This is a genomic window from Amycolatopsis sp. NPDC058340, assembly GCF_042723975.1.
Classification (GTDB): domain Bacteria; phylum Actinomycetota; class Actinomycetes; order Mycobacteriales; family Pseudonocardiaceae; genus Amycolatopsis.
On the sequence record NZ_JBHXIB010000013.1, the window covers coordinates 21,893 to 34,234 of the forward strand.

12 protein-coding genes are annotated in these 12,342 nt (G+C 68.3%); 2 read left to right on the forward strand and 10 right to left on the reverse strand.

The genetic code is table 11. The annotated features are described in order from the left end of the window. Positions 1–33 precede the first annotated feature (33 nt). The 5 genes from ACFWIW_RS17400 to ACFWIW_RS17420 all read right to left on the reverse strand — a co-directional run bounded on the left by ACFWIW_RS17400 (position 34) and on the right by ACFWIW_RS17420 (position 4,436). Entirely contained in the window at positions 34–981 is a 948-nt protein-coding gene (locus ACFWIW_RS17400; RefSeq protein WP_378369386.1) for an anti-sigma-D factor RsdA, read from the reverse strand. After that, positions 982–1,554, reverse strand: a complete 573-nt coding sequence (locus ACFWIW_RS17405) for a sigma-70 family RNA polymerase sigma factor (protein ID WP_026467317.1) — start codon at positions 1,552–1,554, stop codon at positions 982–984. A gap of 381 nt (positions 1,555–1,935) precedes the next feature. Further along, positions 1,936–2,532, reverse strand: a complete 597-nt coding sequence (locus ACFWIW_RS17410) for a response regulator transcription factor (RefSeq protein ID WP_003073605.1) — start codon at positions 2,530–2,532, stop codon at positions 1,936–1,938. Between the two features lie 140 nt (positions 2,533–2,672). Further along, entirely contained in the window at positions 2,673–3,512 is an 840-nt protein-coding gene (locus ACFWIW_RS17415) for a hypothetical protein (RefSeq protein ID WP_378369387.1), read from the reverse strand. 9 nt (positions 3,513–3,521) lie between these two features. Next, positions 3,522–4,436 (reverse strand): MerR family transcriptional regulator, encoded by a 915-nt coding sequence (locus ACFWIW_RS17420; RefSeq protein ID WP_378369484.1) that lies wholly within the window; start codon positions 4,434–4,436, stop codon positions 3,522–3,524. Between the two features lie 230 nt (positions 4,437–4,666). Here ACFWIW_RS17420 and ACFWIW_RS17425 point away from each other — a divergent pair, with 230 nt between their 5' ends. Beyond that, the gene (locus tag ACFWIW_RS17425; protein ID WP_073847344.1) at positions 4,667–4,987 is read left to right on the forward strand and encodes a WhiB family transcriptional regulator; all 321 of its coding nucleotides are present in this window, start codon (positions 4,667–4,669) and stop codon (positions 4,985–4,987) included. Positions 4,988–5,303: 316 nt separating this feature from the next. Here ACFWIW_RS17425 and groL read toward each other — a convergent pair whose 3' ends face one another. The 3 genes from groL to ACFWIW_RS17440 form a co-directional block, all read right to left on the reverse strand. Then, positions 5,304–6,917 carry a chaperonin GroEL gene (groL, locus tag ACFWIW_RS17430; protein WP_378369388.1) on the reverse strand — a complete coding sequence of 538 codons (1,614 nt, stop codon included), beginning with the start codon at positions 6,915–6,917 and terminating at the stop codon, positions 5,304–5,306. Positions 6,918–7,017: 100 nt separating this feature from the next. Continuing rightward, positions 7,018–7,311, reverse strand: a complete 294-nt coding sequence (groES, locus tag ACFWIW_RS17435) for a co-chaperone GroES (protein WP_007031106.1) — start codon at positions 7,309–7,311, stop codon at positions 7,018–7,020. 217 nt (positions 7,312–7,528) lie between these two features. Continuing rightward, the gene (locus ACFWIW_RS17440) at positions 7,529–8,179 is read right to left on the reverse strand and encodes an HAD family hydrolase (protein WP_378369389.1); all 651 of its coding nucleotides are present in this window, start codon (positions 8,177–8,179) and stop codon (positions 7,529–7,531) included. Between the two features lie 144 nt (positions 8,180–8,323). Here ACFWIW_RS17440 and ACFWIW_RS17445 point away from each other — a divergent pair, with 144 nt between their 5' ends. Then, positions 8,324–10,207 (forward strand): N-acetylmuramoyl-L-alanine amidase, encoded by a 1,884-nt coding sequence (locus ACFWIW_RS17445; RefSeq protein ID WP_378369390.1) that lies wholly within the window; start codon positions 8,324–8,326, stop codon positions 10,205–10,207. Positions 10,208–10,221: 14 nt separating this feature from the next. Here the strand turns inward: ACFWIW_RS17445 and ACFWIW_RS17450 are convergent, their stop codons facing one another. Both ACFWIW_RS17450 and xrtP read right to left on the reverse strand, forming a co-directional pair. Next, positions 10,222–11,610 carry a glycosyltransferase gene (locus tag ACFWIW_RS17450; RefSeq protein ID WP_378369391.1) on the reverse strand — a complete coding sequence of 463 codons (1,389 nt, stop codon included), beginning with the start codon at positions 11,608–11,610 and terminating at the stop codon, positions 10,222–10,224. Beyond that, positions 11,610–12,113 carry an exosortase P gene (xrtP, locus tag ACFWIW_RS17455; RefSeq protein ID WP_378369485.1) on the reverse strand — a complete coding sequence of 168 codons (504 nt, stop codon included), beginning with the start codon at positions 12,111–12,113 and terminating at the stop codon, positions 11,610–11,612. Before xrtP ends, ACFWIW_RS17450 begins: the two co-directional genes overlap by 1 nt. Positions 12,114–12,342 lie beyond the last annotated feature (229 nt).

Sequence of the window (12,342 nt, forward strand, 5' to 3'; positions counted from 1 at the left end):
GATCTCACCAGGCCCTTTCGGCGTTCTGGGGTGTTACGGCGTCTCGACCGCGCCGGCGGGAGCCTGCGCTCCGGCACCCGGCGAAGGCTCGTTCCGCGAGCCGCCCGGATCGTTGCCCGAAGCCGGCGGCGTGGTCGACGTCGTGGGCGGCGGGGGCTCGCTGGTCGTGGCCGGCGGAGTCGGCGAGGGAGTCGTGGTGCCCGGCAATGTCGTGCCGGGGTTTCCGCCTCCCGGCAGCGAAGTCGGCGGAGCCGTCGGCTGCGGAGTGGGCTGCGGAGTGGTCGCGACCGGGGTCTGCGACGGCGGCTGCTGATCCGGGGGCAGCGGCTGCTGACCGGGGTTCTGCAGCTGAGCGCTCAGCTGGCGGTGCTGTTCGAGCAGCTGATCGCGGTTCTCTTCGTCGGTCACCTGGCTCAGCGCGGCCTGAGCCTCGTCGAGCGCCTTGCGGGCGTCGTCGAGGCGCCCGCCGGCGAGCGCGAGGTTGGCCTTCTCGAGATCGAGTTTGGCCGCCGCGGCGGCCTCGACCGACCGGGCGTGGTCGGCGTAAAGCACCTTGGTCAGGCCCCAGAGAGTGTCACCAGGCTGCGCGTCCTTCGCGGCGAGACCGGTACCGGCGAAGGCGATGGCCAGGACGGCCGCGGCGGCGGCCACCGGGACCAGCAGCCGGCGTCTTCCCCCGTGTTTGCGGGCGAGCGCGGCGGTCTTCACGGTGACGACGGCGGTGTCGACGTCGACGAGTTCCGCGAGCGGCTCACTGTCGATGTCACGACGCCAGGCCAGCAGCAGGGCGTTGAGTTCTTGATCGCCGAGGTCGTCGGCCATCTTCGGATCCGAGCCACCGAGAGCGTCGAGCAGCGCGTCGTCGGCCTGGACGGCCGACAGATCAGCGGCGAACTCGGCTTCCGAGGGCGTCAGCCCTCTTTCGAAAGCCGTCAGTTCACGATCGGTCCCAGGGGAGAACCGACGGTCGCGATCGGTCACTCAGATCACCTCCTCAGCGGCCAGAACCTTACGTAGGCGCGCGAGGGCGCGATGCTGGGCCACCCGGACGGCGCCGGGGGTGGACCCCACGGCCTCCGCCGTCTCTTCGGCGGACAATCCCACGACAACCCGCAGGACCACGATCTCACGCTGTTTGTCGGGGAGGACGCGCAGCAGCTGCGACATACGCTCGTTCAGCTCGCCTTGGAGAGCACGCTGCTCGGGACCGACGCCACCCTCGACCTCGTCGGGGACTTCGGCGACCGGTTCGGCGCGATTACGGGCCGCGGCGCGATGCGCGTCGGCCACCTTGTGCTGGGCGATCCCGTAGACGAAGGCCAGGAACGGGCGGCCCTGATCACGGTACGAAGGCAATGCCGTGAGCACCGCGAGACACACCTCCTGAGCAACGTCGTCTGCGGAAGCGAACGAACGCTCCTGCCTGCCAACCCGAGCGCGGCAGTACCGCACTACCAAAGGACGGATGGCCGCCAGCAACCGCTCGACCGCTTGAGGATCACCCTCAACAGCAGCGGCGACCGGCTCATCCAGTCCGTCCCCCACATTGGCCATCGCAGACAACAGTCCCAGTGTTACGTATAGGCGTGCAAAGAGTCCGGCGCGTGACTTCGGAGACCACTACCGGTGACAGCTACCGTACCGCCCGGGTCCGTCACCTTCACTGACGGCCGTCATCGGCGCGCCGCCTCTCCGGCGAGCACGCTGAACCCGGGTCTTCCTGGTTCCCTTCGCTCGTAGTCGAACTTTCAACGAGCCGGAACGCAGAGGGGTACGACGGTCCGCCCAGAGGCGGACTCGCTCGGGCAAGAGTGCCTGAGCGTCGAACATAAATGCGCGAAGCGTGACAGGGAACACAGGTACGGGCCAGGGGTACTCCCCCGGCCCGTTCGTCACCCGTTGTGCAATCTGACCGATGAAATCAGGAAAGCGTTGTCAGGAAACAAGTCCACGGCGGAATCCGTGGGCGACCGCCTGAGCGCGGTCCCGAACGCCGAGCTTGCGGAACAAGCGGCGCGCGTGGGTCTTCACGGTGTCTTCGGACAGGTACAGCTCGCGGCCGATCTGTCCGTTGCTCTTGCCCTGGCTCATCCCGCGAAGCACCTGAAGCTCGCGCTCGGTGAGCTGGACGCCGGGGTCGGACGGCTGGCGCGGCGCCGGCACCGAGGTGCTTGCCAGCGTGTGCGCCAGCGCGGCGACCAGCTCGGGACGCGAGGCATCCCAGCGCAGGTAGCCGCGTGCGCCGCCGGCGATGGCGGCGGCGATGCTGCCCGCGTCGTCCGGGGCGCCGAACACGATCACGTTCGCTTGGGGGTTCGCTGAGACGAGCCGCCGGGTGGCTTCGACGCCAGTCGGGACAGCGCGCTGGGTTCCGACCAGCACGACGTCGACCGGCTGACGGGAGTACCGGGCCAGCAGCTCGTCACCGTGCGCTACGCAGTCGATGCGACTGACCCCTGGGACCGCGGACATCACTCGAGTGAGCCCTTCGCGGACACTGCGTCGGTCGTCGCAGATCAAGACCGTCGTCACGGGGTTTCCTTCCTGCAGCCGGGTGACATTCCACTTCCCCTATCGGACGCTTTAGCCCGAACCTTGACACGATCCGGTGGCTTTTTTTGAAAGTTCTTAGCCCGGTTGCCGGAATGGGCCCTCCAACAGGCTAGACGCCCTCAGTGGGGGACCCACGGAGATTGCCGGGCGAGCCACCTCCCGCAAGGATCCGCATGCCGTAACACTGCGTGCAACAGTTCGGCACTTCTGAATCGATACTCATCGGCGTGTCCTGCCCCGAAGTCCGCCTCGAGCAGGCATGCCACCCACAGAAGTGAATTGAATTCGTATTTCTCGGCGGTTTCGCGCGCGCTCTCGACCAGCGCTTTCGCACGCTCCCGCTCAGCGGAACCGCCATTCGCGATCGCCACGGCGAGTACGAGCCGCGATTTGACGACATGTCGGCAAGCACCCCTGGCATGCGCGGTTTCCAACGCCATTTCCGCAGGTGCGATGGCCGCCTCGGAAAGGTTACCCGCCAGTTCGATTTCCGCGCCCACCCAACCGGCCCTGGTCCGGGTCCGCCAGTTGCCGGAGTGCACGCTCGCACGGGCGAGCAACCGCCGGGCGGCGGTCAGCCTGCCGCGCCCGAGATTGTCCGCCGCGAGCCCCAGGAGGGCGTCCGCCCGCGCTCCCTCGGCGTCCAGACCGTCGGGGTCGGGTTCGCCCAGCGGCTCCGAGATCACCGACGAGAGCGCCTCGCCGTCGAGGACGAGCGCCGCCGCGTGCCCGCCCAGCTGCCGCCGATGCGACGCCAGCGTGCTCGCGGCCAGCGACGCGAGCACCGGGCCACCACTCGCGCGCAACCCGTTCAGCAGCGTGGCCGCCGCCGCGTACCGGCCGCGGGCGCCGAGCCCGATCGCGGCGAGCAACCGTCCGCGAGGCGACGCGGGCACCGCGAAGGGGTCCGGCGGCGGCACGCCGTCACCGAACGCGGCGGACCGCAAGGACGATTCCATGCGTCCTTTCTATCGCCTCGCACCGACAAGAACGTGCTCGATCCGGTCGGCGGCGGTCGTCAGCTCGCCGAGCAGTTCGATCTTGTCCGGGAGCGTGGCGGGATCCCAGCCGGGACCGCACGCGAACAGCCTGCTGCGCTGACGGCCGCGGGACACCCTGGCGAACAGGCGCGGGTCCGCGGTCGCGCGCCGTCCCGACCACAGGACGACCGCCGCCGGGACGCTGCGCCGGACGGTCACCGCGAGCACCTCGGCAGGCAGGGACGCCCCGAACAGCTGGGCGCCGATCCGGCGGCCCGCCAGCGCCGCGGCGAGCGCGTACATGGGCAGGTTGTCGCGCTCGTCCGGGACGCAGGTCAGCAGGACCGGGCGTTGGTTACGCGGTTCGCGGAGCACCGGCGTCGCGCGGACGAGGGCGGCGTACACGCATTCGGCGAGCAGATACTCGACCTCCGCACCGGCGCTCACGCCACGCCAGCGTGCGCCGAGCGCGGTCAGGACCGGGGACACGACACCCGTCCAGGCTGGCAGGACGCCGAGCTCGCGGATCGTGTCGGCGAGCATGCGCTGGACCGCACCGAAATCCATCGCGAGCGCGGCCGTGCTCAACCGCCTGGCGAGGCGGGACGGGACGTCGTGATCCTCCGCGGCCGGCGCGGCGGACTGCTCCGCCACTTGGACGACGGCGGATTCCGGAGGCTCCGTCGCCGTCCGGGGCATCTGCTCGAGCGCGTACTTCGCCGCTTCAGCCGTCGAGGCGCCGCGAAGAAGCGCTCGCTGCATCAGTTCGAGACGGCCGATGTCGGAACTGCCGTAGCGACGGTGACGGCCGTTGGTGTGGCGGCTCGGTCCTACGCCGTATCTGCGGTCCCAGGTGCGCAGGGTGGACGGTGCGACCCCGAGCCGGCGAGCGACGGAGGCCACCGGCAGGGTGGGTTCTTCACTGCTGGTCCGAGATCCCACTCGACCCAATATCCAGGCAGGCCGGGACAGGGGCAACCGGAGCGGAAAGTAGGGCTCACACATCCGGGGGATGCCTAACGGCTGAATCGTCTTGAATCTCTTGAACAAGTATTGGCGCGCTTCTAACGTTACCGCCGTTGCACCGAATGGAGTATCCGCAGCGCAGCAGAGCAGGTAAACGCTTCGACCGGATGACGGAGGCGGTCAGGATGGCGGACACACGCAGGCTCCCGGGGCCCAACGCGGATGTATGGGACTGGCAGCTCGAAGGGTCGTGCCGAGGCATGGACAGCGCGTCCTTCTTTCACCCTGACGGCGAGCGCGGGCCGGCCAGAGCCCGCCGCGAGGCGCGGGCCAAAGCCGTGTGCCTCGCCTGCCCGGTACTGGCCATGTGCCGGAACCACGCACTCGCCGTGCACGAGCCGTACGGGATCTGGGGCGGGCTGTCGGAATCGGAACGCGAGCACATCATCAAGGCTGACAAGCGCCAATTGAGCATGTCGAACGGCTGATCCGGCCGAGTCGGCAACGCGGAAGGGCGGCATCCGGGTGGGGTGCCGCCCTTCCGCGTCTCCGGGCACCGGATCGCGTTTAGCCCGCTAAACGCAGGTGGGCGGGCCCAGGCGGCCAGATCGCGTTTAGCCCGCTAAACGCAAGTGGGCGAGGGTCGCCGGCCAGATCGCGATTAGCCCGCGAAAGTCGCTCTGCCTGCGGTCCCGTGGCCGGATCGCGTTTAGCGGGCTAAACGCGATCCGGGCGCGCGAGGGGCGGGACAGCGAAAACGGGGCGGCACTCCGAGTGGAGTGCCGCCCCGTTTCAGGGGTGGAACTAGTGCGCGTGGCCGTGACCGGCCGCGGCGGGCTCCTCCTCGACCGGCTTCTCGACGACGGAGCTCTCCGTCGTGAGCACGAGCCGGGCGATGGAAGCGGCGTTCGCCACCGCGGACCGGGTCACCTTGACCGGGTCGACGATGCCGGCGGCCAGCAGGTCGGTGAGCTCACCGGTGGCGGCGTTGAAACCGTGCCCCCAGTTCTGCTCCTGGACCTTGTTCACGATGACCGCACCCTCGTGGCCCGCGTTGGTCGCGATCCAGAACAACGGGGCGGACAGCGCGTCACGGACGATGCGCACACCGGTCGCTTCGTCGCCTTCGAGGCCGAGGGAGCCGTCGAGCTCCTTGACCGCGTGCACGAGAGCCGAGCCACCGCCGGGCAGGATGCCCTCCTCGACGGCCGCCTTGGTCGAAGCCACGGCGTCCTCGATGCGGTGCTTGCGCTCGTTCAGCTCGGTCTCGGTGGCCGCGCCGACCTTGATCACCGCGACACCGCCGCCGAGCTTCGCCAGCCGCTCCTGCAGCTTTTCGCGGTCCCAGTCGGAGTCGGTGTTCTCGATCTCCTTGCGGATCTGCGCGACACGGCCCGCGATGTCGTCCTTGGTGCCGGCACCGTCGACGAGCGTGGTGTCGTCCTTGGTGACGACGATCCGGCGGGCGTTGCCCAGCTGGGCCAGCGTGGTCTCGGACAGCTTGTGCCCGATCTCGGCCGAGATGACCTCACCGCCGGTGACGACCGCGAGGTCGTCCAGGAACGCCTTGCGGCGGTCACCGAAGAACGGCGCCTTGACCGCGACGGCGGTGATCGTCTTGCGCAGCGAGTTCACCACGAGGGTGGACAGCGCTTCGCCGTCGACGTCCTCGGCGATGATCAGCAGCGGCTTCTTCGCCTCGACGACCTTCTCCAGCACCGGGAGCAGGTCGGCCAGCGCCGAGATCTTCTCGCGGACGAGCAGGATGTAGGCGTCCTCGAGGATCGCCTTCTGCTCCTCCGGGTTGGTCGCGAAGTGCGCCGACAGGAAACCCTTGTCGAACTGGACACCCTCGGTGATCACGAGCTCGGTCGCCAGCGTGGACGACTCCTCGATCGTGATGACACCGTCTTCGCCGACCCGCTCGACGGCCTCGCCGAGCAGGGCGCCGATGGCCGCGTCACGCGAGGTGACGGTGCCGACCTGTGCGATGTTGTCGCGACCCTTGACCGGGGTCGCCTTGTCCTTGAGGACCGCGATGACCTTCTCCGCGGCGGCCTCGATGCCACGGCCGACGGCGGTCGGGTTGGCACCGGCGGCGACGTTGCGCAGGCCGACCTTCACCAGCGACTGCGCGAGCACGGTCGCGGTCGTGGTGCCGTCACCGGCGACGTCGTTGGTCTTGGTGGCGACGCTCTTGGCGAGCTGGGCGCCGAGGTTCTCGAACGGGTCGTCGAGCTCGATCTCGCGAGCGACGGTGACGCCGTCGAGGGTGATGGTCGGGCCACCGAACTTCTTGTCGAGCACGACGTGGCGACCGCGCGGGCCGAGGGTGACCTTGACCGCGTCGGCGAGCTTGTTCACCCCGCGCTCGAGCGCGCGACGAGCGTCCTCGTCGAAACTGATCTGCTTGGGCATGGCCTGTTCCGCTTACCTTCCAGTTCTAAAGCTCGGAAAACACGAACGCCCCGTTCCCCGGCAATGCGGGGCCCGGGGCGTCATGCGCTGAGAGCGGACGTCAGTTGATGACGGCCAGCACGTCGCGAGCGGAAAGGATCAAGTAGTCCTCACCGTTGTACTTCACTTCGGTGCCGCCGTACTTGGAGTAGATGACGACGTCGCCGACGGAAACGTCGAGCGGGACGCGGTTGCCCTTGTCGTCGATGCGGCCCGGGCCCACGGCCAGAACCTTGCCCTCCTGGGGCTTCTCCTTGGCGGTGTCGGGGATGACGAGGCCGGAAGCGGTCGTCTCCTCGGCCTCACTCGTCTGGACAACGATCTTGTCCTCGAGCGGCTTGATGTTCACGCTCACCGGGTTGACCTCCACGGTCGTCGAAAGCGTTGGCAGGATTAGTTACGGCTCCTACCACCCCCGCCGTCGCGGGTGCCGGGGCGTGTTCGGGCCGTGCAATTAGCACTCTAGCCATGTGAGTGCCAGCTTCGCAAGGAGGGTCCGCTCACCCCAGGGAAACTCCGCCGCCGAGCCCCTGACCGGCCGTTTTGCCCCGCCCGGCACCGCCGGATCGCGTTTAGCCCGCTAAACGCAGGTCGGCGAGGTCGGTCACCAGGGCATCGGGGTCGAGGGCGGCGAGGGCCCTGCGCTTCGCGGGCGTCTTCGCGAGGGCGATCGAAGCGACACCGGCGGCGCGAGCGGCCAGGATGTCCGCGGCCGAGTCGCCGACCATGACGCACTGCCCGGGCGATGTGCCGAGCGCCTTCACCGCGGCGTCGAGGAGCGCGGGCCGAGGTTTCAGCCGCGCCGGGTCGCTCGTCGTCCGCGCGATGATCCCGCGAACGAGCTCGGCGAGGTCGTGCAGTCCCAGGAAGGACCTGACCGCGTCGACCGAGTTGTTGCTGACGATCGTCACCGTGAACCCCTGCGCACGCCAGTCACGGAGCACGTCCGCCACACCGGGCGACGGCGAGATCTGCGCGACGGCCTCCCCTTCGAAGCGGCTGAGCTGCCGTTCGACGACGTTCGCGGCGTTCGGCCCGCACGAGGCCGCGAACCGGAGCACGTCGAACGGATCGGCCGAGGCGATCACCTCGGGCTCGACGAGGCGCTTGAGCCTGTCCGCCACCTCGCTCGCCGGCAGCCGGGCGAACACGTCGCACACCGGACCGTCGAAGTCGAGGAAGACGTGGTCCTTCTCCTGCAGAAGCTCCCGCACCCCACCCATGCCCCCCACCTTGCCACCGACCTGCGTTTAGCGGGCTAAACGCGATCCGCGGGGACCTTACGGACGAAGCCGGTTTCTGGTTAGGTTCCGACCATTGGGGTCGGTCCTGTTCGAGCAGACCTAGTCATCTGGGGGTATACGCCCATGCCGCGTCCCTTCCGTCCCGTAACCCGGCGCCGCTCCAAACGGACCGCCGGGCTCGCGATCCTCAGCCTCGCCGCCGGCCTCCTCGCCGCGGTCCCCGCCGAAGCCGCCCCCGCGGACCAGCAGCGTCAGCGGGACTTCGCGGCCGCCGCGCAGGAGTTCGGCGTCCCCGAGAACGTCCTCCTCGGCGTCTCCTTCCTGGAGTCGCGCTGGGATTTCAACGCCGGCACCCCGAGCACGTCCGCCGGCTACGGCCCGATGCACCTGACCGACCTGCGCGAAGCGGGCACGGGCACGCATCACGACGAAGGCGAGGAGGACCCGCGCGGCGACGACGCCCGCCCGGCGAAACTCCCGGTGACGCCGGCGCCGAAGCCTCCCCCTCCCGGTCTCCAGACCATCGACGACGCGGCCGCGCTCATCGGCCAGGACGTCGCGACACTGCGCACGAACACCACCCAGAACATCCGCGGTGGCGCCGCTCTGCTGGCGAAGTACCAGCGCGAGACCGGCGACTGGAGGGCCGCGGTCGCGCGCTACAGCGGCGCGAAGGACGCCGAGGGAGCGCAGTCCTTCGCCGACGAAGTCTTCGACACCATCTCCAAGGGCGTCAGCCGCCGGACCGACGACGGTCAGAACGTCACCCTCGCCGCGTCACCGGTGAGCCCGGCGCGCGCCCAGGCGGAAACCCCGAAGACGGAGTGCCCGAAGAAGGTCTCGTGCCTTTCGGTGCCGGCGCCGTACCAGGAGCTGCCGAACAACGACTACGGCAACCACGACAAGGCGGACCGGCCGAAGAGCCAGAAGGTCGAATACATCATCATCCACGACACCGAGGGTTACTGGGACACGGCGATGGACCTTGTCACCGACCCGACGTACGTGAGCTGGCACTACACGATCCGCTCCTCGGACGGCCAGATCGCACAGCACGTGCCGACGAAGGACGTCGCCTGGCACGCGGGCAACTGGTACGTCAACGCGAAGTCCGTCGGCATCGAGCACGAGGGCTTCGCCGCGAAGGGCACTTGGTACACGGAGGCGATGTACCGCACCTCCGCGAAGCTCGTCGGCTACCTGGCGCGGAAGTACGACATCCCGCTCGACCGCGCGCATATCCTCGGCCACGACAACGTCCCCGGCACGATCCCCTCGACCATCAAGGGCATGCACTGGGATCCGGGCCCGTACTGGGACTGGGCGCACTACTTCGAGCTGATGGGCGCGCCGCTGTCCGGTTTCGGCCGTCCCGGTTCGCCGCTGGTGACCATCACGCCGGACTTCGCCACCAACCAGCCCGCCTTCACCGGTTGCGAGACCGCCGGAAAGCCTTGCCCGGCAAGGGGTTCCGGTTCGGTCGTGCTGCGCAGCGAGCCGAACGACACCGCGCCGCTGCTCAAGGACATCGGCCTGCGCCCGGACGGTTCGGCGAGCACGATGGCCGTTTCCGACATCGGCAGCCGCGCGGAGACCGGCCAGCGTTACGTGGTCGCCGAGCGGCGTGACGGCTGGACGGCGATCTGGTACCTCGGCCAGAAGGGCTGGTTCCGCGACCAGCGCACGACGAGCCCCGCGTTCGGGCTGGTGGTCACGCCGAAGCCCGGTCTGGCGACCGTGCCGGTGTTCGGCCGCGCGTATCCCGAAGCCGAGGCCTATCCGGCGAACGTGCCGGTGCAGCAGGTGATCCCGCTGCCGTACACGTTCTCGGCCGGGCAGCGGTACTCGCTCGGCAACATGCTCGGCTCGGAGTACTACTCGGCGACGACGTTCGATCCGGCGAACCACGTCGTCGTGAAGGGCAAGACGAAGTACGTGCAGATCCAGTTCGGACACCGCATCGCCTTCGTGAAGGCGGACGACGTCCGGATCCTGCCCGCCGTCTGAGGCCGTCCCCGGGGTCAGGAGTCCAGCGCGACCTTGACCCCGGGGGCGTGCTCGGTGTTCCGCCGCGTCTTGGACCAGCCGTTGCGCCCGCGCACCAGCCGGAACAGGGCCCGCCAAGACGTGATGTAGAACGTGTAGATGTACAGCGCGTAGGCGAAGCCCATCCCCAGTCCACGTAGGACATTGCGGCTCTTCAGGCATTTGTACTGGTAGATCGGGCCCCACACGATGAACGGCAGCAGCCCGAAAGAGCCGTAGATGGCGAACAGGATCCACGCGCCGTCGTCGGCGAACCAGGTCCACACCTGCGCCGGATCGCCCGCGGTGCTGAACAGCAGCAGGATGAACGGGATCGGGTACAGCAGCGAGCCGAGCAGCTGCATCCACGGCTGCGCGAGGTAGTACATCATCTCCGCCGCGCCCAGCGTGCTCACATGCGGCGAATCCCAGATCCGCCGGAGATACCGCGAACACTGCATCGTCCCTTGGCCCCAACGCGTGCGCTGCACCAGGAATCGCCGCAGGCTGTACAGCCCTTCCTGCTTCACATGGGAATCCGGCGTGTAGCCGGTCCGCCAGCCCGCGGTCAGCAGGTGGACGCCGAGTTCGAAGTCCTCCAGCAGCGAGCCGCGCCACGGCTGCTCGTCCGGCCCGGCGATGGAGTCCAATGCGGACAGTCGCGTGAACTGGCCGTTGCCGCCCATGGAGATCGTGCCCGTGAACCCGCGCGAGGTCTGGATGGCCGCGATGGCCGTGCGGAACTCGAGATCCTGCATCTGGGCCAGCTTCAGCCCGAAGGCGCGGGAGAACCAGTTCTTCCCCGGCGGACGGGTTCCGGCGTTGCCCATCCAGACGTCGAGCTGCACGGCGCCGATCGTCTCGTCGCCGAAGAGATGGTCCGCGGCGCACACCTCGAGGCAGTTCTCCGCCGGCCGTCCGTCCGCGTCGACGACCACGACGACCACGTCGTCACGGCTCGCGTCCGGGCCCATCCAGTCGTTGAGCGCCTGATAGGCCGCGTTGAGCGCGTCGCCCTTGCCCGTCCTCGCTTCCGGACGGCGCCGGGGAACGAGGTGCAGATACGGGTCGTATCCGCCGTTGCGCCGCCAGATCGACTTGACCACGCGCGCCGTGCGGTCCTCGGAGTCGTCGTCGACGACCCAGACGTGCGCGTGCCGGAACGTCGACCGCAGGTACCGCACGGTTTCCCGGATGACGGTCTGTTCGTCCCGGCACGGAACGAAGAAGTGCCAGGTGAAGTCGGCCGCGTCGCCGACGGGCGCGGGTTTGCGCCGTAGATACGGCACGACGATCACCACCACGTACACGATGAACGCCACGCTCATGGTGAGCGCGAAGGCCTGCGTGATCGCGAGAAGGATCTTGATCGATCCGCCGCCCATCAGGCGGCCACGCGTTCGGCGCGGGGCTTGCGGGTGCTCAGCCACACGAACAGGACGAGGGCGACCGCACCACCGAGGACACTGACCATCGAGCCGAGCAAGGTGTGACCCCAGTAATAGCCTTCGTCGATACCCATCACGTTCACGAGTCCGACGATGGCCAAAACCCTCATCTGATTGACAAGAATGACGACGATCGCGGAAATGAGCAACGAAGTGAAGAGCCGCTTCGCATTTCCCGGACGGAAATACAACATGACGGCGGTCACCAACAACAGCGGCAGCAACATGAATGCCGACGAGCATTCCGGAGTCATTCTTAACCCGAGTGGAGTATCGCCCGACAACCCAAAGTAGACAGTCTCGCGTTCACCGGCGACGAAGACACCCGATGTGGTGATAACCCTCAGTATCAGACCCGAGAGCTGCACTTCGAACACCCGGTACAGACGTTCGGCCAGCACCAGGCCGACCGCGACGGCGATCACCGCCAGCACCGCCATACGCAGCGGAAACCGGTTGGAACTCGGCAAAGGAGCGCTCGCAACGGCCACGGTGACCCTCTCAGGAAAGACGCAGCAGACGACGGGGATCCGGCGCAGCGGACAGGAACTCGCCGACGAGAGTAAGTCAGCGGGAACCGGCCCTTTCGACCGGGGTTCGCATTTCCAACGTGATCATGGGCCCTTTCGGCACGATCGTGGAGAAACTGACTAGGCCGAAAGAGTGACA

Excerpts from the sequence above, each read along its gene's own strand:
- ACFWIW_RS17405 (WP_026467317.1), bottom strand. The coding sequence starts at position 1,554 with ATGGCCAATGTGGGGGACGGACTGGATGAGCCGGTCGCCGCTGCTGTT.
- ACFWIW_RS17415 (WP_378369387.1), bottom strand. The coding sequence starts at position 3,512 with ATGGAATCGTCCTTGCGGTCCGCCGCGTTCGGTGACGGCGTGCCGCCG.
- ACFWIW_RS17425 (WP_073847344.1), top strand. The coding sequence starts at position 4,667 with ATGACGGAGGCGGTCAGGATGGCGGACACACGCAGGCTCCCGGGGCCC.
- groL (WP_378369388.1), bottom strand. The coding sequence starts at position 6,917 with ATGCCCAAGCAGATCAGTTTCGACGAGGACGCTCGTCGCGCGCTCGAG.
- ACFWIW_RS17440 (WP_378369389.1), bottom strand. The coding sequence starts at position 8,179 with ATGGGTGGGGTGCGGGAGCTTCTGCAGGAGAAGGACCACGTCTTCCTC.
- ACFWIW_RS17445 (WP_378369390.1), top strand. The coding sequence starts at position 8,324 with ATGCCGCGTCCCTTCCGTCCCGTAACCCGGCGCCGCTCCAAACGGACC.
- ACFWIW_RS17450 (WP_378369391.1), bottom strand. The coding sequence starts at position 11,610 with ATGGGCGGCGGATCGATCAAGATCCTTCTCGCGATCACGCAGGCCTTC.
- xrtP (WP_378369485.1), bottom strand. The coding sequence starts at position 12,113 with ATGGCGGTGCTGGCGGTGATCGCCGTCGCGGTCGGCCTGGTGCTGGCC.